Annotated in this window: 13 protein-coding genes, 3 tRNA genes, 2 rRNA genes and 1 other RNA gene (1 of these 19 cut by a window edge); 16 read left to right on the top strand and 3 right to left on the bottom strand. The window is 60.1% G+C overall.

The annotated features are described in order from the left end of the window. Positions 1–65: 65 nt before the first annotated feature. From ACYQ0Z_RS04565 to ACYQ0Z_RS04555, 3 genes are all read left to right on the top strand, one after another. Positions 66–3,030, top strand: a 23S ribosomal RNA gene (locus ACYQ0Z_RS04565). Between the two features lie 94 nt (positions 3,031–3,124). Then, positions 3,125–3,241: ribosomal RNA gene (gene rrf, locus ACYQ0Z_RS04560) — 5S ribosomal RNA — on the top strand. Between the two features lie 65 nt (positions 3,242–3,306). Continuing rightward, complete coding sequence (locus ACYQ0Z_RS04555) at positions 3,307–3,519, top strand: YneF family protein (protein WP_459864770.1); 213 nt, start codon at positions 3,307–3,309, stop codon at positions 3,517–3,519. Positions 3,520–3,543: 24 nt separating this feature from the next. On the opposite strand, the gene ACYQ0Z_RS04550 is transcribed toward ACYQ0Z_RS04555, so the two are convergent. Continuing rightward, positions 3,544–4,554 carry a YaaC family protein gene (locus tag ACYQ0Z_RS04550; RefSeq protein WP_459865149.1) on the bottom strand — a complete coding sequence of 337 codons (1,011 nt, stop codon included), beginning with the start codon at positions 4,552–4,554 and terminating at the stop codon, positions 3,544–3,546. 213 nt (positions 4,555–4,767) lie between these two features. Here ACYQ0Z_RS04550 and guaB point away from each other — a divergent pair, with 213 nt between their 5' ends. The 9 genes from guaB (at position 4,768) to tadA (ending at position 12,501) form a co-directional block, all read left to right on the top strand. Then, positions 4,768–6,225, top strand: a complete 1,458-nt coding sequence (gene guaB / locus ACYQ0Z_RS04545) for an IMP dehydrogenase (RefSeq protein WP_459864766.1) — start codon at positions 4,768–4,770, stop codon at positions 6,223–6,225. Positions 6,226–6,353: 128 nt separating this feature from the next. Beyond that, complete coding sequence (locus ACYQ0Z_RS04540; protein WP_459864764.1) at positions 6,354–7,658, top strand: D-alanyl-D-alanine carboxypeptidase family protein; 1,305 nt, start codon at positions 6,354–6,356, stop codon at positions 7,656–7,658. Positions 7,659–7,668: 10 nt separating this feature from the next. After that, positions 7,669–7,800 carry a DUF2621 family protein gene (locus tag ACYQ0Z_RS04535; protein ID WP_459864762.1) on the top strand — a complete coding sequence of 44 codons (132 nt, stop codon included), beginning with the start codon at positions 7,669–7,671 and terminating at the stop codon, positions 7,798–7,800. 139 nt (positions 7,801–7,939) lie between these two features. Further along, positions 7,940–8,824, top strand: a complete 885-nt coding sequence (pdxS, locus tag ACYQ0Z_RS04530) for a pyridoxal 5'-phosphate synthase lyase subunit PdxS (RefSeq protein WP_459864760.1) — start codon at positions 7,940–7,942, stop codon at positions 8,822–8,824. A gap of 10 nt (positions 8,825–8,834) precedes the next feature. Continuing rightward, positions 8,835–9,407, top strand: coding sequence for a pyridoxal 5'-phosphate synthase glutaminase subunit PdxT (gene pdxT / locus ACYQ0Z_RS04525; protein WP_459864757.1), 573 nt, complete (start codon positions 8,835–8,837; stop codon positions 9,405–9,407). 79 nt (positions 9,408–9,486) lie between these two features. Further along, a complete protein-coding gene (gene serS / locus ACYQ0Z_RS04520; RefSeq protein ID WP_459864755.1) occupies positions 9,487–10,770 on the top strand; it encodes a serine--tRNA ligase in 1,284 nt (427 codons plus the stop codon). A gap of 77 nt (positions 10,771–10,847) precedes the next feature. Continuing rightward, positions 10,848–10,939 (top strand) — tRNA-Ser (locus tag ACYQ0Z_RS04515). Positions 10,940–10,945: 6 nt separating this feature from the next. After that, a tRNA-Arg gene (locus ACYQ0Z_RS04510) sits at positions 10,946–11,022 on the top strand. A 1,002-nt stretch (positions 11,023–12,024) separates the two neighbouring features. After that, on the top strand, positions 12,025–12,501 hold the full coding sequence (gene tadA / locus ACYQ0Z_RS04505) for a tRNA adenosine(34) deaminase TadA (RefSeq protein ID WP_459864753.1): 477 nt from the start codon (positions 12,025–12,027) through the stop codon (positions 12,499–12,501). Positions 12,502–12,556: 55 nt separating this feature from the next. Here the strand turns inward: tadA and ACYQ0Z_RS04500 are convergent, their stop codons facing one another. Together ACYQ0Z_RS04500 and ACYQ0Z_RS04495 are read right to left on the bottom strand one after the other, a co-directional pair. Continuing rightward, on the bottom strand, positions 12,557–12,724 hold the full coding sequence (locus ACYQ0Z_RS04500) for a hypothetical protein (protein WP_459864751.1): 168 nt from the start codon (positions 12,722–12,724) through the stop codon (positions 12,557–12,559). Positions 12,725–12,785: 61 nt separating this feature from the next. Further along, the gene (locus ACYQ0Z_RS04495; RefSeq protein ID WP_459864748.1) at positions 12,786–13,523 is read right to left on the bottom strand and encodes a pseudouridine synthase; all 738 of its coding nucleotides are present in this window, start codon (positions 13,521–13,523) and stop codon (positions 12,786–12,788) included. Between the two features lie 159 nt (positions 13,524–13,682). Between ACYQ0Z_RS04495 and ACYQ0Z_RS04490 the strand changes: the two genes are divergently transcribed. The 4 genes from ACYQ0Z_RS04490 to dnaX all read left to right on the top strand — a co-directional run. Beyond that, a tRNA-Ser gene (locus tag ACYQ0Z_RS04490) sits at positions 13,683–13,775 on the top strand. 123 nt (positions 13,776–13,898) lie between these two features. Beyond that, an RNA gene (ffs, locus tag ACYQ0Z_RS04485) (signal recognition particle sRNA large type) lies at positions 13,899–14,165 on the top strand. 297 nt (positions 14,166–14,462) lie between these two features. Next, complete coding sequence (locus tag ACYQ0Z_RS04480; protein WP_459865147.1) at positions 14,463–15,770, top strand: ATP-binding protein; 1,308 nt, start codon at positions 14,463–14,465, stop codon at positions 15,768–15,770. Positions 15,771–15,865: 95 nt separating this feature from the next. Continuing rightward, positions 15,866–17,500, top strand: partial view of a DNA polymerase III subunit gamma/tau gene (dnaX, locus tag ACYQ0Z_RS04475; protein WP_459864746.1) — the 5' portion only. Its footprint extends 84 nt past the window's final position; 1,635 of the gene's 1,719 nt are visible here — the first part of the coding sequence; it begins with the start codon at positions 15,866–15,868; the stop codon falls past the right edge of the window.

The following is a 17,500-nucleotide window of genomic DNA, read 5'->3' as shown; positions in this document are numbered from 1 at the left end:
GTGATACACTTAAAGATGCAGCGTTTGCACCTTGAAAACCGGATCGCACGAGGGTTATCGGAGTGGGTTAAGCTAGAAAGGGCGCACGGTGGATGCCTCGGCGCCAGGAGCCGATGAAGGGCGCGGCAAACGGCGATACGCCCCGGGGAGCCGTAAGCAGGCGTCGATCCGGGGATTCCCGAATGGGGCAACCCACCGCCCGGAATGGGGCGGTATCCCGGAGGTGAATCCATAGCCTCCGGGAGGGCACACCGGGGGAACTGAAACATCTTAGTACCCCGAGGAAAAGAAAGCAACCGCGATTCCCTTAGTAGCGGCGAGCGAACGGGGAAGAGCCTAAACCGGAAGGCGTTGCCTTCCGGGGTCGTGGGGCGCCTCACATGGGAGTGACAAAAGGCGATGGTAGGTGAAGAGGTCTGGAAAGGCCCGCCAGAGAGCGTGACAGCCGCGTAACCGAAACCGTCGCCTCTCCCGAGGCGAACCCCGAGTACCACGGGACACGGGAAATCCCGTGGGAATCCGGGAGGACCACCTCCCAAGGCTAAATACTCCCTGGCGACCGATAGCGCACCAGTACCGTGAGGGAAAGGTGAAAAGCACCCCGGGAGGGGAGTGAAAGAGAACCTGAAACCGTGTGCCTACAAGCAGTCGGAGCGCTATGCCCGCAAGGGCAAGCGTGACGGCGTGCCTTTTGTAGAATGAACCGGCGAGTTACGGTCGCGTGCGAGGTTAAGGCTGGTGAGCCGGAGCCGTAGCGAAAGCGAGTCCGAATAGGGCGCTTCAGTACGCGGCCGTAGACCCGAAACCGGGTGATCTACCCATGCCCAGGGTGAAGTCGGGGTAATGCCCGACGGAGGCCCGAACCGGTTGGTGTTGAAAAACCATCGGATGAGGTGTGGGTAGGGGTGAAATGCCAATCGAACCCGGAGATAGCTGGTTCTCCCCGAAATAGCTTTAGGGCTAGCCTCGGGATGTGAGTGCCGGAGGTAGAGCACTGATTGGGCTAGGGGCCCTCACCGGGTTACCGAACTCAGTCAAACTCCGAATGCCGGCCACTCGAATCCCGGGAGTCAGACTACGAGCGCTAAGGTCCGTGGTCGAGAGGGGAACAGCCCAGACCGCCAGCTAAGGCCCCCAAGTGCGCGCTAAGTGGGAAAGGATGTGGCGTTGCGAAGACAACCAGGATGTTGGCTTAGAAGCAGCCATCATTTAAAGAGTGCGTAATAGCTCACTGGTCGAGTGACGCTGCGCCGAAAATGTACCGGGGCTAAGCGCGCCGCCGAAGCTGCGGGTGCCGCTCCGCACGGAGCGGCGCGGTAGGGGAGCGTTCCGCCCAGCGCCGAAGGCCGACCGTGAGGACGGCTGGAGCGGGCGGAAGTGAGAATGCCGGTGTGAGTAGCGATAAGACGGGTGAGAATCCCGTCCGCCGGAAGCCTAAGGATTCCTGAGGAAGGCTCGTCCGCTCAGGGTTAGTCGGGACCTAAGCCGAGGCCGAAAGGCGTAGGCGATGGACAACGGGTTGATATTCCCGTACCACCTCCGCTCCGCTTGAGCGATGGGGGGACGCAGGAGGGTAGGGGAGCGCGCGACCGGAAGTGCGCGTCCAAGCGGTTAGGCCGGCAGATAGGCAAATCCGTCTGCCACCAAGGCTGAGCCGTGACGGCGAGGGGAAATCCAGTACCCGAAGTCCCTGATCCCACACTGCCAAGAAAAGCCTCTAGCGATGGAGCGAGGTGCCCGTACCGCAAACCGACACAGGTAGGCAGGGAGAGAATCCTCAGGCGCGCGGAAGAACCCTCGCTAAGGAACTCGGCAAAATGGCCCCGTAACTTCGGGAGAAGGGGCGCCTCGGTAGGGTGATGAGCCCGAGGAGGCCGCAGTGAAAAGGCCCAAGCGACTGTTTATCACAAACACAGGTCTCTGCGAAGCCGTAAGGCGATGTATAGGGGCTGACGCCTGCCCGGTGCTGGAAGGTTAAGGGGAAGGGTGAGCGCCTTTCGGCGCGAAGCCCTGAACCGAAGCCCCAGTAAACGGCGGCCGTAACTATAACGGTCCTAAGGTAGCGAAATTCCTTGTCGGGTAAGTTCCGACCCGCACGAAAGGCGTAACGACTTGGGCACTGTCTCGGCGAGGGATCCGGTGAAATCGTAGTACCTGTGAAGATGCAGGTTACCCGCGACTAGACGGCAAGACCCCGTGGAGCTTTACTGCAGCCTGATATTGAATTTTGGTGCGGCCTGTACAGGATAGGTGGGAGCCTGCGAACCCAGGCCGCCAGGCCTGGCGGAGGCGCCGGTGGGATACCACCCTGGCCGTACCGAAATTCTAACCCGCGACCGTCACCCGGTCGGGGAACAGTGTCAGGCGGGCAGTTTGACTGGGGCGGTCGCCTCCTAAACGGTAACGGAGGCGCCCAAAGGTTCCCTCAGCGCGGTCGGAAATCGCGCGTCGAGTGCAAAGGCAGAAGGGAGCCTGACTGCAAGACCGACAGGTCGAGCAGGGACGAAAGTCGGGCTTAGTGATCCGGTGGTCCCGCGTGGAAGGGCCATCGCTCAACGGATAAAAGCTACCCCGGGGATAACAGGCTGATCTCCCCCAAGAGTCCACATCGACGGGGAGGTTTGGCACCTCGATGTCGGCTCGTCGCATCCTGGGGCTGAAGTCGGTCCCAAGGGTTGGGCTGTTCGCCCATTAAAGCGGCACGTGAGCTGGGTTCAGAACGTCGTGAGACAGTTCGGTCCCTATCTGTCGCGGGCGCAGGAAATCTGAGAGGAGCTGCCCCTAGTACGAGAGGACCGGGGTGGACGCACCGCTGGTGTACCAGTTGTCCCGCCAGGGGCACCGCTGGGTAGCCATGTGCGGCCGGGATAAGCGCTGAAAGCATCTAAGCGCGAAGCCCCCCTCAAGATCAGATTTCCCACCGGGTTAACCGGGTAAGACCCCTCGGAGATGACGAGGTCGATCGGCCCGAGGTGTAAGCGCGGTAACGCGTTCAGCCGACGGGTCCGAATCGGTCGAGGGCTTAACCCACTCCCCACCACCCCCGCGGTCCGGTTTTCAGGGTGCAACCGCACCCCAAACCCCTTGCGTTTCCTACCAACCTTGTGCTACAATCCATCCCGTGTCTGGTGACGATAGCGGAGGGGACACACCCGTTCCCATCCCGAACACGGAAGTTAAGCCCTCCAGCGCCGATGGTACTTGGGGCGCGAGCCCCTGGGAGAGTAGGTCGTTGCCAGGCACAACGCGGGAGACGGTACACCCGTCTCCCGCTTTCGCATTTTGGCCGGGAAGGAGCGGTTCGCGGTGGATTTCCTGATTCCGGTACTAACGTTCGTCGGCGGTGCGGTTTTGGGATTTCTGGTCGGGGTCGTCTATTTGCGCAAGCAGCTTTTGCGCATGCAGATGGACCCGCAGCAGTTGCAGCGGATTGCCCGCAGCATGGGCATCCAACTGAACCAAAAGCAACTGAACCAAGTGCAGCAACTGATGAAAAACTGGCAGAAGAAAAAGCGGTGAGCCGTCGCATTCCCATGCGGCCGGTCAACTGACGGCAAACACAAGGGGAAATCCGTGGAGCAGATTGAGGATGAGGTTGGGGAATTTGCGCTGGGAACACCGCAGAAAGTCACTGATCAACGCCGTTTCGGATACGGCGACGCCGTGGGCATACTGGCCCCACAGTTCCGGCTCATAGCGGCAAAGGATGCCCAGCATGTACATGAGGCAGACGTGGGCACAGGCTTCGGGCAGCAGATGGCTGCTTCTCCGTTCCAGCAGCAGGTAGGGCTGGCCTTGCACATCGTAACGAATCAGCCGGTTTTCAAAGTCGACGGATCCGTCTTCGTCGTCCGCCGCCGGCAGCGCAGGATGATTCCACTGCAGCGTGAAAGTGGCGGGCTGGGTTGTGGTACTACCCAGGGAGAAGGTTCCCGCGCCGATGCGGTGCTGGTTGAGCAGGTCGACGAAACGCGAAGCGGTGACGTGCCAGAAGTCGAGAACCGACGTGGGCACGTCGACGGTTACCCGGTTTCCTTCGCGGCGCGCAGCTATAGGCAGGCATGAAGGGGTACCGACCAGCCGCATGTAGCTGTGGCGAAGGTCGGGGATGAGGGCCAGCAATCGGCGCGGTGTCTGTTCCGCCATCCGTGCCTCATCGGGTGCGCTGCAGGCGGTGGCAAACAGCGGGAAGAGCCCCTCGCGTTGCGGCTGGCACGAATCGTCGAGGAACCGATACTGACGGGCCTTTCGCCGTCGCGTGGAGAGGCCGTGCTGCAGGACGCGGGTGTTGCGCGGGTAAGCGGGATCGCTGGCAATCAGGACGGCCTTGATCAAGGAAACCATGCCGTAATACAAGAGAAGCGGCTTGACGAGGAGGTCGCTTTGCGCCGCCGCGCGATAATATTCCCGCGCCTGCTTGATGGCAAAGATAAAACGTTCTGTGTTTTGAAAAGCGTACATTTTTGCATTTTCCGTGCGATTTTGTTCGTATTGGCGTTGCAAAAAGTCTTGGACGATCGGTTCGCTTTCAAACCAGACGAATGTGGCCCACATGGTCTGATAAGGATCTTCACATACAATTTTCTTGACAAGCATGTGGACCCTCCTTATATTCGAGTCACCAGACGAATGTGATTTCCGAACGTTTGTCGAATTTTGCTTGACAGGGTGTGCCCCCTTTGGTACACTCTCGATAATATCAATGCACCAAATTGCTGGATGCCATGCGATTGTTCATACCATGCCGGACAAAGGATGGGAAGCACGATGTGGGAAGAAAAGTTCGGGAAAGAGGGCTTAACGTTTGACGATGTGCTGGTAGTGCCGATGAAATCGGACATCTTGCCGCGTGATGCTGATGTTTCGACGCGCCTCAGCGACAAGCTAAAGCTGAATATCCCGCTTTTGAGCGCGGCGATGGATACGGTGACGGAGGCCCCGATGGCCATCGCCATGGCCCGGGAAGGCGGGCTCGGTGTCATTCACAAGAACATGTCCATCGAAGAGCAGGCCGAAGAAGTGGACAAGGTGAAGCGTTCGGAAAGCGGCGTCATCACCAATCCGTTCTACTTGACGCCCGACCACAAGGTGTACGATGCCGAGGCGCTGATGGCCAAGTACCGCATTTCCGGGGTGCCGATCGTCGACGAGAACAAGCGCCTGGTGGGAATCATCACCAACCGTGACCTGCGGTTCGTCCGCGACTATTCCACGCCGATCCGTGAGGTAATGACAAAGGAGAACCTCGTGACGGCGCCGGTGGGCACAACGCTGAAAGAGGCGGAGGCCATCCTGCAGAAGCACAAGATTGAGAAGCTGCCGCTGGTCGACGAAAACTTCGTCCTGAAGGGCCTCATCACCATCAAGGACATCGAAAAGGCCGAACAGTACCCCAACGCGGCCAAGGACGCGCAGGGCCGGCTGGTGGTCGGTGCCGCCGTCGGCGTGTCCCGCGATACGATGGAACGGGCGGAAGCCCTTGTCGCCGCCGGTGTTGACGTGCTCGTCGTGGACACGGCGCACGGGCATTCCAAGGGCGTCATCGAGACGGTAAAGGCCCTGCGCAAGCGCTTCCCCGATCTAGACATCATCGCCGGTAACGTGGCCACCGGAGAGGCGACGCGCGATCTCATCGAAGCGGGCGCCACGGCGGTGAAGGTGGGCATTGGGCCCGGGTCCATCTGCACGACGCGGGTCGTGGCCGGCATCGGTGTGCCGCAGGTGACAGCCATTTACGATTGCGCGACGGTGGCGCGGCAGTACGGCGTGGCCATCATCGCCGACGGTGGCATCAAGTATTCGGGAGACATCGTCAAGGCCATTGCCGCCGGTGCCGACGCGGTGATGATTGGCAGCCTGTTTGCCGGGACCGACGAGAGCCCGGGCGAGTTTGAAATCTACCAGGGCCGTCGGTTTAAGGTCTACCGAGGAATGGGTTCCATCGGGGCAATGAAGGCGGGCAGTAGTGACCGCTACTTCCAAGAAAACGCGCAGAAGCTGGTTCCCGAGGGCATCGAGGGGCGCGTGCCCTACAAGGGACCCTTGCACGAGGTGGTGTACCAGCTGATTGGTGGCCTGCGGGCGGGTATGGGGTATACCGGATGCCGGACGATCGAGGAACTGAAAACGAAAACGCGTTTTGTGCGCATCACCAACGCGGGCCTGCGCGAAAGCCATCCACACGACGTGCAGATCACGAAGGAGGCGCCTAACTACTCGCTTTGAACCGCTGTGCGACAGGGGAGAACCCTGTCGCTTTTTTACACCGCTCGCGGGACAAGATGGCGGCGCATGCTCCCGCGCGGGTATGGTACAATGGGGGATGTGTGAAACCGCGTGGGAGGTGCGTGGAGATGGTGCAGAGTTGGTGGCGGTTGCGCGTGCCGCGGGTCGTGTTCATCCTGCTTCTCGCGCTGGTGATCACAGCCGGTTGGACAGGTCCCACGGCCTACGCGCAGCCCCCTTTGCAGCTTGCCGCCAAGTCGGCGATTCTCGTCGAAGCGGAAACGGGGAAAATCCTCTACAAATACAACGAAAATCTGCCGCTGCCTCCCGCCAGCATGACGAAGATGATGACCGAATACCTCGTGTTGGAGGCGATCAAGCAGGGCAAGATTTCATGGGAGGACAGGGTCACCACCGACGAATACGGTTATTGGATGGGACGCCATGGCGGTTCGCGCGTGTTCTTGAACCTCGGCGAAGTGCGCACCGTGCGCGAGCTGTACACGGCGATGGCCGTCTACTCGGCCAATGACGCCACGGTGATGCTGGCCAGGCACGTGGCGGGATCGGAGGCGGCCTTCGTCGAGCAGATGAACAAAAAGGCAAAAGCGCTGGGGATGACCCACACGCATTTCGTTACCAGCACGGGCTTCCCGTTGAAGGACATTCCCGCCCAGTTCCGTCCGCCGGGGAACGGCGACAACCAGATGTCGGCGCGGGATGCGGCAATCCTGGCCCGCCGGCTGCTCATGGATTATCCGGAGGTACTGGAGTTTTCCAGCATTCCCAAGGCGGTGTTTCGCGAAGGGGAAGCCAACCCGATACAGATGGCGAACTGGAACTGGATGTTGCCCGGTTTGGTGGCGCAGTATCCCGGTGTGGACGGACTGAAGACGGGCCACACCGAGCAGGCCGGATACTGTTTCACTGGCACCGCCCAGCGGGACGGCATGCGCCTGATCAGCGTGGTGATGGGGACCTCCTCCGAGTTGGCGCGGTTCCAGGAGACGGCCAAGCTGTTCGACTACGGGTTCAGCCAATTTGAAGTCAAAACCCTCTTCAAAGGAAAGGAGCCGGTGAAGGGCTACGAAACGGTTCCGGTGACCAAGGGGGTAGACCTGGAGGTTCCGGTTGTCCCCGAGCGTGACGTGGTCGCCGTTGTGCGCAAAGGGGATGAAAGCGCGCCGTCGCCGCGGGTAAGCGTGGCGGAGGTGGTGGCTCCGGTCAAGCAGGGACAAGCGGTGGGCACGATCAAAGCGGTTGCCGCATCGGGCGGGGACGAGTACCTGACGCCGGAGGCCGGTGCGGTGAAGCTGATCGCCCAAGAGGACGTGGAGGAAGCCGGATGGCTCCGCCTCTTCTTCCGTAGTGTCAAAAACGCCCTTGCCGGCCTGTTTTCCAGCATCGTAGAGGCCGTCACGGGAGCGTTTTGAGGTGAGGGGCATGTCGCTCGGCATGCAATGGGCGCTGGTGATCGTGCCGTCGATTGTGTTTGTGTTGCTCGCCGTTGGCGGGTTCTTCATGTTTCGCGCGTTTTTGCGCAACTGGCCGCGGCAGGAGCGGGGAGACGAGTGAGATTCCGGGCGGACATATCCGATCCAGTTGGTTGCCTATGCTCATCCCATTGGGTAAAATAACGGTAATGACGAGCTTGGCATGGCGGATTCGACATACCGGGAACGGACCACACCAGAGGAGTTAGGAGGAACGAGCCATGGTGGAAGTGGGTACCACGCGCGTCAAGCGTGGCATGGCGGAGATGCAAAAAGGCGGCGTCATCATGGACGTCACCAACGCGGAGCAGGCGAAGATCGCCGAAGCGGCTGGTGCGGTGGCCGTGATGGCCCTCGAGCGCGTACCGGCGGATATCCGCGCGGCGGGTGGCGTGGCACGGATGGCCGACCCACGGGTCATCGAAGAGGTGATGAACGCCGTTTCCATCCCGGTGATGGCCAAGTGCCGCATCGGGCATTACGTGGAGGCGAAAATACTCGAGGCCCTTGGCGTCGACTATATCGACGAGAGCGAAGTGCTGACGCCGGCCGACGATCGGTTCCATATCAACAAGCACGAGTTTACCGTGCCCTTCGTTTGCGGGGCGCGCGATCTCGGCGAAGCCCTGCGCCGCATCGGTGAGGGTGCCTCGATGATCCGCACGAAGGGCGAGGCGGGCACGGGGAACATTGTTGAAGCGGTGCGCCACATGCGGACGATGCAGGCGCAAATCCGCAAGGTGCAGAACATGTCGCCCGACGAGTTGATGGCTGAAGCCAAGGCCCTGGGGGCGCCGTACGAGCTGTTGAAGTATGTCCACGAGCATGGGCGCCTGCCGGTGGTCAACTTTGCCGCGGGTGGCGTAGCCACGCCGGCCGACGCGGCGTTGATGATGTACCTCGGCGCCGACGGTGTGTTTGTCGGGTCGGGGATCTTCAAGTCGGAAAACCCCGAGAAGTACGCCCGGGCCATCGTTGAGGCGACGGCGCACTATGATGACTACGAGCGGCTGGCCCATCTTATGAAAGGGCTGGGCGGCGCCATGAAGGGAATCGACATCGCCTCCCTCGGCGAGGACCAGCGTTTGCAGGAGCGCGGATGGTAGGGATGCAGCAATGAACATCGGCGTATTGGCGTTGCAAGGGGCCGTAGCGGAGCACATTCGGATGCTGGAGAAAGCCGGGGCGCGCGCCATTCCGGTCAAGCGCGCCGAAGAGATTCCGGCCTTGGACGGGCTGGTGATCCCCGGTGGCGAAAGCACGACCATCGGCCGGTTGATGAAAAAATACGGCATTGACGAGGCAGTACGCGAATTTTCCGCGCAGGGCAAGCCCATTTTTGGGACCTGCGCCGGCCTGATCGTGCTGGCCAAGCGCATTGCCGGACAAGACGAGACCTACTTGGGTCTCATGGACATCACCGTGGAGCGTAATGCGTTCGGTCGGCAACGGGAGAGTTTCGAGACGGATCTGCCGGTGGCGGGTGTGGCCGACCGGTTCCGGGCCGTTTTCATCCGGGCGCCGTACATCCGGGAGGTCGGCGAAAATGTGGAGGTGCTGTCCAAGTTTCAGGACCGGATTGTTGCGGCGCGACAAGGCCACCTGCTCGCCACGGCTTTCCACCCGGAACTGACGGACGACGAACGCGTGCACGCATATTTCCTGCAAATGGTGAACGAATCTGCGTAAGTTGGTGCGCATGGTGGGTCTCCCGTCCCAGGCCGGGGCGGGAGTTTTCGTTTCCCATGGCAACAAAGGAGGGATCTTGATGCTGGATGTAAAACGCCTGCGCCACGATCTGGACGGCGTCAAGCGCGCCTTGGCACGGCGTGGCGCCGTTCCGGCGGAACTTGACCGGTTTGTGGAGCTTGATACCGCCTGGCGGGCTTTGGTGGCGGAAAGCGACCAGTTGAAACACCAGCGCAACGAAGTTTCCCAGGAAATTGCCCGGCTCAAGCGCGCCGGGGAAGACGCCGAGGCGCGCATCGCCGAAATGCGCCAGGTTTCCGATCGGATCAAGGAGCTGGACGAGCGCATTCGCCAACTGGAGGCAGAAATCGACGAACTGCTCTTGTCCATTCCCAACGTGCCGCACGAAACGGTGCCCGATGGCGCTTCGGATGCCGACAATGTCGAAGTGCGCCGTTGGGGTGAGCCTCCCACCTTTGCTTTCGATCCGAAGCCCCATTGGGAGCTGGCGGAGCGCCTGGGCATCCTGGATTTCGAGGCGGCGGCAAAGGTGACGGGCAGCCGGTTCGTGTTTTACAAAGGGCTTGGCGCTCGTCTGGAACGCGCGCTGATCAATTTCATGATCGACCTGCATGTGCGCGAGTTTGGCTATGAAGAGGTCTTCCCGCCCTATCTGGTCCACCGCCACAGCATGATCGGCACCGGTCAGCTCCCGAAATTCGAGGAGGACGCCTTCCGCGTCGTGGACAGCGACTACTATCTCATCCCGACGGCCGAGGTGCCGGTGACCAACCTGCACCGCGAGGAGATTCTGGGCCCAGACGACCTGCCCAAGAAATACGTCGCGTACAGCGCCTGTTTCCGCGCCGAGGCCGGGGCGGCGGGTCGCGACACGCGCGGGCTCATCCGCTTGCACCAGTTCAACAAGGTGGAGCTGGTGCAGTTTGTGAAACCGGAAGACTCCTATGAGGCCCTAGAGGCGCTTACCGCGCAGGCAGAGACGGTGCTCCAGCGCCTGGGCCTGCCGTATCGCGTGGTGGCGTTGTGTGCCGGCGACCTCGGGTTTGCCGCAGCCAAGACCTATGACATCGAGGTGTGGCTGCCTTCCGCCGGCACCTACCGCGAAATCTCCTCCTGCAGCAATTTCGAGGATTTCCAAGCGCGTCGTGCACAGATTCGTTTCCGCCGCGCACCAAAGGCCAAGCCGGAGTTCGTGCACACGCTTAACGGATCGGGGCTGGCTGTGGGGCGCACGGTGGCGGCCATTCTGGAAAACTATCAACAGGCGGATGGCAGTGTGGTCATCCCCGAGGCGCTGCGCCCGTACATGGGCGTCGAGGTGATCGCGCCTCCGGCTGACTGAGGCGGAAGCGGCAGCTTTTGGCGGCCGGTTGCGTTTTGCCGGCCGCCGTCGTATGATAAAAATGTGGGAAGGTATGCGGAGAGGTACCCAAGTGGCTGAAGGGAGCGGTCTTGAAAACCGCCAGGCGCCTTCGCGGCGCGCGTGGGTTCGAATCCCACCCTCTCCGCCAGATGATGGGCCCGTAGCTCAGTTGGATAGAGCAGCGGTTTCCTAAACCGCGTGTCGGAGGTTCGAGTCCTCTCGGGCCCGCCAGTCTTGATATATCGCGGTTTTTTGGTTGTGTACATCGCACGGAAAAACCGAAAAACCGTTTCGGTTCGTTCAACCGCAGCGGCACCCGTGTTTCATAGAAGAGGGGGTCGCTGTTTTCTTATGTTCGACGTTGTCTCGTGGCAGGACGCCATAGAGGAGTTTCTCCTCACCAGGCAGGCGGAAGCCGTGCGCCGCGCACACTGGCCGACTACCGAAAGCACCTGTCGCGCTTTTTCGACGAATGCCCCGACGCGTGGCCCAGTTTCACGGAGTTAAAGAAGGACGAGTTTGACCGTTTTGTTGTACTGAAATCGATCACGTACTTTGATGTCAAAAGCTATACCTAAAGCTTGTATGGGTAGGGTTTAGGTTTCTATGTCGTTTGTTCAGGTGCCCAGACATGTTAAACCTAGAATCAACTGTTTAAATTGAATGTTGTGATCAATATTGACTTCCTTTCGGGGATTGAAAGCCCTGCAATGATGTGTTACGCTCTTACGTAGGAGCTATCTGTAGCGTGACGGAGCCTACCTACGAGGGTTTGAAATTGAAGGGTTGGCGCTACGGATGCTGTAGCCTACCTATGAGGGTTTATTGAAAAGGTATCCTCATTGGTTACGCTTCTTTGTTGCGTGGTCTTTTATGTATTTTTTGTGGAAACGTTTTTTGTGGAAACGGCGGCGTTTTGACGCCGCCGCAATGTTGATGATTCAAAATCCATCTTTGAAAAATTCCCAAATAGAGAGAAGAGCAGGTATGATATCGATGAAGACAGGGTAAAGGTACCTGGATTTGAAAAATGTTTTTTTCATTTAATCACCTCTCCTTTGAAAATTGGGTAGATGCAAGGTTGATTTCTTTGCTTTCCAGTGTCTGGTTTCATTATACCATGGTCGGCGAAGTTTGTGAAGCGTTGGACCTACAACATCTATCAAATAGCCAAAACAAAACCGCGCGCGAAGATATGGGACGCGCGCGGGGAGCGGCGGGGTGTAGTTGACGGTGACGGTGCGGATTGCGGACCGGAATGAGCAAGACTGCTGGTTTATGCGCGAGGCGCTTGCCGAGGCACGCAAGGCTGAGGCCATTGGCGAGGTGCCCATCGGAGCGGTCATCGTGCGGAACGGGGAAGTGGTCGGGCGGGGTCACAATTTGCGCGAGACCGGCAAGGATCCGACCCTGCATGCGGAGATGGTGGCCATCCGCGAGGCGGCGTCGCGCCTCGGCGGGTGGCGGCTTCTCGGCTGCACGCTGTACGTCACCCTGGAACCGTGCCCGATGTGTGCGGGAGCCATCGTGCAGGCACGCATCGAGCGGGTGGTGTATGGCGCGCCCGATCCCAAGGCCGGTTGTGCCGGCACGCTGATGAATCTGCTGGATGAGCCGCGCTTTAACCACCAGGTGGCGGTAACGTCCGGGGTATTGGCCGAGGAGTGCGCGCAGCTTTTGCGCGACTTTTTCCGCCGGCTGCGCCGATGAGCAGCGATCGCATGGGGGGGAAAGCGAAAGCAAGGCTTGTCCGGAAGACGTGCGGTCAGTCGGCGCGGTCGAGAAACAGCTCCGTTACCCGCGTGACGTTGCCGCGCCGCTTTTCTTCATCGGTGGCCGGTCGGTCCAGTTCGTCGTTTTCCATGCCGGGCGCGATGGTGGGCGGGTGTTCCCGCTTGCGCCGGGGTGTTTGCGGCTCTGGGGGCTGGTTCACGCCGAGCACCTCCTTTCGCTCCATGCACGCGTTTGGTCTGCCCCGGTACCCTTTGTGGCCATTATTCCGGGGTGGATGCGGAACGCAAGGCCAGCAAGGCGGCCTCCTCGTCGGGAGTGAGGGGCCGGTATTCCCCCGGCGAGAGCGCCTCATCCAGGAAAAGCGGGCCGATGCGGATGCGCTTGAGGTGCAGCACGCGACGGCCGATGGCGGCAAACATGCGTTTTACCTGGTGGTATTTCCCCTCGATCAGGGTAACGGCGACGCGCGGATTCGTCCCGCCTTCCAGCACCCTTAGTTTGGCCGGTTTCGTCAGGGTACCGTCGTCAAGCACCAGCCCTTGTTCAAAGGCCAATTTTTCGGCCTCGCCGATCGGCCTATCCAGCACGGCGATGTATTCCTTCTCCACTTTTCGCCGCGGAGACAGGATGGCGTGGGCCAATTTGCCGTCGTCCGTGAGGAGCAGAAGGCCTTCGGTGTCTTTGTCCAGGCGGCCGACGGGGAAAACCCGCTTGGCCAGGTACGGATCGAGCAGGCCGTTGACGGTGGGGTGGGAGCGGTCTTCGGTGGCGGTGATCACGCCGGGCGGTTTGTTCATCATCAGGTACACATGTTCCCGGTATTCCACATCGTGTCCCGCCACGGCGATGAACTGTGTTTCCGGATCGACGTGCATGCCCGGATCAAACGCCGGCTCGCCGTCAACGGTCACGAGCCCTTCCTTGATCAGCTTTTTGACTTCCTTTCGCGTACCGAATCCCGATGCCGCGAGAATTTTGTCCAGACGCGCTTTGGCCATCACCCATGCTTCCTTTCTGTAGGGGTCTGCTCCTTCACTCTAAAGCAAATGGACCGTCCATGCAATCCGGATGCCGATGGATTTTGTCGGCAGGGTCTTGATTTTCATCGGACGCTCTGCTATTATTATTGGTGCGTTCAGCCGGAAGCGATGGTACGCGGAGAGGTGTCCGAGTGGTTGAAGGAGGCGGTCTCGAAAACCGTTAGGTCGGTCAAACCGGCCTCGTGGGTTCGAATCCCACCCTCTCCGCCATACATACCTGCGAAGGGCGGCGGCTTGCCAGTGAACGGGCAAGCCGCTTTCGTCGTGTCCATTTCAAAAGGGTTACGGGATTTGCCATTGATTCACTCCCATTTCGATGGTAAACTATACGTGCCGTGCTAGACGGGGAGGTAGCGGTGCCCTGTAACCCGCAATCCGCTATAGCGGGGTCGAAGCCTGTCCGAGGTACCCGTTTGTCGAGGCTGGCCCAAGTCGGGGGGCGTTGACAATCGGGTCCTGCGCAACGGGAACCCGTGAACCCGGTCAGGTCCGGAAGGAAGCAGCCGTAAGCGGGTCACCCCGTGTGCCGCAGGGGCGCCTGGTTCGAGCCTCTCGCTTGGGTAACGCTCGGGTGACGCGGTATCGAAGACAGGTGCACGGCACAATCCTCGCCGTACACCACCACTTGGCCAGCGAGCCAGGTGGTGTTTTTTGTTTTAATCTAGAATGCCTTGCCAAAGATTCATCAAAAGAAGAGAATAGAGAATGAGGAAACGAAACGGTATACAAACGGAAGGGTCTGTTTCTGATGTTGGGGGTGACGGGGTGGGACACGTTCAGGTTCGGACCAGGATTCCCGTATCCGCATTTCAAGATTGGATTTATCGTTCCGATTACGCCCTGATCCTCACCGATCGGAAAGGGATGGTCCGAGGGGTAAGCGAACTTTTTTTGCGCGTGACGGGGTACCAGGCCCCCGATGTGCACGGGCATTTGCTCGACGCCTTTGTGCACGGCGTTGTGGAGCAGCCGGTGTTTCGCACGTTGGCGGAGCGCGCAACGACTACTTTCGTACATCCCGTGCCGGTGGTCGAACTTCGCTGTTCCGATGGAAGCACCAGGCGGACGCGTGTGTACGTGTCGGAAGTGGTGTCCGACTTGTTTGCCGATGGGTATCTCTTTGTGTTCCCTGATGCGAGTCCCGCCCAAATTTCTTTGCCCGAAACGTTTTTCCGTCGTCTGCTTTCCGACATCAACCTCGGCATTGTGCTCATCAATCGCGACGGCCGCATTGTCGAAGTCAGTCACATGGCCTGCGAGATTTTCGGCTTGGCCAAGCACAAGTTGATCAACGCCAACGTGGACGACGTGTTGGCCGATTTGCCCGAAGAACACCGAATTTTGCGAAGAACACTGCTCGAAGGAGTTAAGGTCAAAAATTACGCCATTACCTGGAACAACGGTACCCGGCGCTACGACCTTCTCATCGATTCGGATACCATCCGAGACGAGCAGGGGAACGCGATTGGGGCGTATCTGGTGCTCAAAGACGTGACCAATCTTCGCTCACTGGAGGAGCAGATCCAACGGCACGACCGTTTGGCCATGATTGGACAGATCGCCGCGGGTACGGCCCACGAGATCCGCAATCCGCTCACGTCGATCAAAGGATTTGTGCAGATGCTGCGCCATTCGCTGGAGGAAAAGGGGCTCCAAAAGGAAAAGCAGTTTACCGAGATCATGTTGAACGAACTGAACCGCATAAATGCCTTGGTGAGCGAGTTGCTCCTGCTCAGCAAACCCCGCGACGTGCAATACCAGCTGGTCGATCTCAACCACGTGCTGGCCGACATCATGCCCATCGTACGCAGCGAGGCGCTGCTGCACGGCATCGAGGTGGTGGAACACCTCGACGGGAAATTGCCCATGGTGATTGGGGACAGCGAGTTATTAAAACAGGTGTTTCTCAACATTTGCAAAAACGGCATTGAAGCGATGGGCAGTGAGGGTACCCTGATCATTTCCTATCGCATTGACGAAAAGGAGAAGACGGTGAGCATCGACATTCACGATACCGGTCCGGGCATTCCGCCCTACGTTTTGGACAAAATCTTCGATCCGTTCTTCACCACGAAGGAAAACGGAACCGGGTTGGGGTTGCCCGTCTGTCAACGCATCATCCACGATATCGGCGGATCCATTTGCGTGTCGACAAAAGGGTTCGGCACGACCTTCCACATCATCATCCCGATTTCCGTGACGTGAGCGCGTCAGTGCATGGCCGCCCTGCCGTTTGGCGTCCATCGCGGTCCCGCGGTATAATAAAATGAACGATGTCGAACGAACCGGAGTGGTCGGCCGTGAGCTACCGCGCGTTGTATCGGGTGTGGCGTCCCCAGCGCTTTGCCGATGTCGTGGGGCAGGAACACGTGACGCGAACGTTGCAAAATGCGTTGCGCGACGGTCGAATTGCCCACGCGTACCTTTTTGCGGGCCCGCGGGGAACCGGAAAGACCAGTACGGCCAAGATCTTGGCCAAGGCCGTCAATTGCGAACAAGGGCCGGCTCCGGAACCCTGCAACCGCTGTGCGGCCTGCGAGGGCATTGCCGCCGGTTCGGTAGTGGATGTCGTAGAAATTGACGCGGCGTCCAACCGTGGCGTGGACGAAATTCGCGATATCCGCGAGCATGTCAAGTTTGCCCCCACCCAGGTCCGCTACAAGGTGTATATCATCGACGAAGTGCACATGTTGACCACGGAGGCCTTCAACGCCCTGCTCAAGACGTTGGAAGAACCCCCTGCTCATGTGCTGTTCATTCTTGCCACCACCGAACCGCACAAATTGCCGGCCACCGTGGTGTCCCGGTGCCAGCGCTTTACGTTTCGGCGTATCGGTCTGGTTGACTTGGTGAAGCAGTTGCGGACGATCTGCGCCGAAAACGGCGTGGAAGCGGACGAGCGTGCCCTCGTGCGCTTGGCGCGCGCGGCGGACGGCGGCATGCGCGATGCCCTCAGCCTATTGGACCAGGTTTTTTCTTTTTGCTCGTCGCGCATCACCGTTGAGGACGTGATGGCGGTGACGGGGGGCGTTGATGAGGAAGCCGCCGTTCGGTTGCTCTCCCTCCTGATCCGTGGGGATGTTGCCGGCGTGGTGGAAGGATTGGACGACCTTATTGCCCAAGGGAAAGATCCGGAGCGCGTCACGAAGGAGCTCCTCGAGCTGTGCCGCGAGCTGCTCCTCATCCGTGTGGCACCCGACATGCCGGAAGTGCGCGAGCGGGTGCAGGGCGACGAGACCCTTGCCGCTCTGGCCAAAGCGGTCGCGGTGGAACGGCTGTTTGCCATCATCGAGGAGCTGACGCGCGCCCAAGCGGAAATGCGTTGGATTCCGCACGGACGGATTCTGCTGGAAATGGTTTTGGTGAAACTGGCGCGCGCCTCCGGCAAGCCTTCGCCGGCGGTCGCGCCTGCGGACGGCGAAAATGCGGCGCTCATCCAGCGCATTGCGGCTTTGGAGGCGCGGTTACGGCAGGTGGAAGACGAGCTCAAGCGCGTGCGCAACGAGCGAAGCGGCATGGGGACGGCGGCATCGCTGGCGTCGGAGCCGTCGCCGGTGACCGCTTCCCGCCGTCCCCACGACGAGGCGCGCGTGCCGTGGGCGCAGGTGGAGGCGGTGGTGCGCGCGGCGACGCCGGATCGGTTGGCCGAGGTCGTCAAGCTGTGGCCAAAGGTGTTGGCTGTGGTGAAAGCGCGCAGCCTGCAGGTGCATGCCCTGTTGGTGGATGGGCGTCCGGTAGCCGCGTCGGCCGATGGCGTGGTGGTGGCGTTTAAAAACCAGTTTCATCGGGATGCGACGGAAAAACCACCGCGCAAGCAGCTGATCGAAGAGGCACTGCGCGACGTTTTGGGACGCGCCTGCCGTGTGGTCACGCTGCTCGAAGATCAGTGGGTGATGCACGAGGCATCGGGCGGCGAGCGGCAGCAGGGGACAACC

The sequence above is a fragment of the Calditerricola yamamurae genome, assembly GCF_054654135.1.
This window is presented reverse-complemented; position numbering and strand designations above follow the sequence as displayed.

Bases quoted from the DNA above. Each gene is read 5' to 3' on its own strand.
- ACYQ0Z_RS04495 (WP_459864748.1), bottom strand. From the start codon at position 13,523: ATGGCCAAAGCGCGTCTGGACAAAATTCTCGCGGCATCGGGATTCGGT.
- guaB (WP_459864766.1), top strand. From the start codon at position 4,768: ATGTGGGAAGAAAAGTTCGGGAAAGAGGGCTTAACGTTTGACGATGTG.
- pdxS (WP_459864760.1), top strand. From the start codon at position 7,940: ATGGTGGAAGTGGGTACCACGCGCGTCAAGCGTGGCATGGCGGAGATG.
- ACYQ0Z_RS04535 (WP_459864762.1), top strand. From the start codon at position 7,669: ATGTCGCTCGGCATGCAATGGGCGCTGGTGATCGTGCCGTCGATTGTG.
- serS (WP_459864755.1), top strand. From the start codon at position 9,487: ATGCTGGATGTAAAACGCCTGCGCCACGATCTGGACGGCGTCAAGCGC.
- ACYQ0Z_RS04550 (WP_459865149.1), bottom strand. From the start codon at position 4,554: ATGTGGGCCACATTCGTCTGGTTTGAAAGCGAACCGATCGTCCAAGAC.
- pdxT (WP_459864757.1), top strand. From the start codon at position 8,835: ATGAACATCGGCGTATTGGCGTTGCAAGGGGCCGTAGCGGAGCACATT.
- ACYQ0Z_RS04540 (WP_459864764.1), top strand. From the start codon at position 6,354: ATGGTGCAGAGTTGGTGGCGGTTGCGCGTGCCGCGGGTCGTGTTCATC.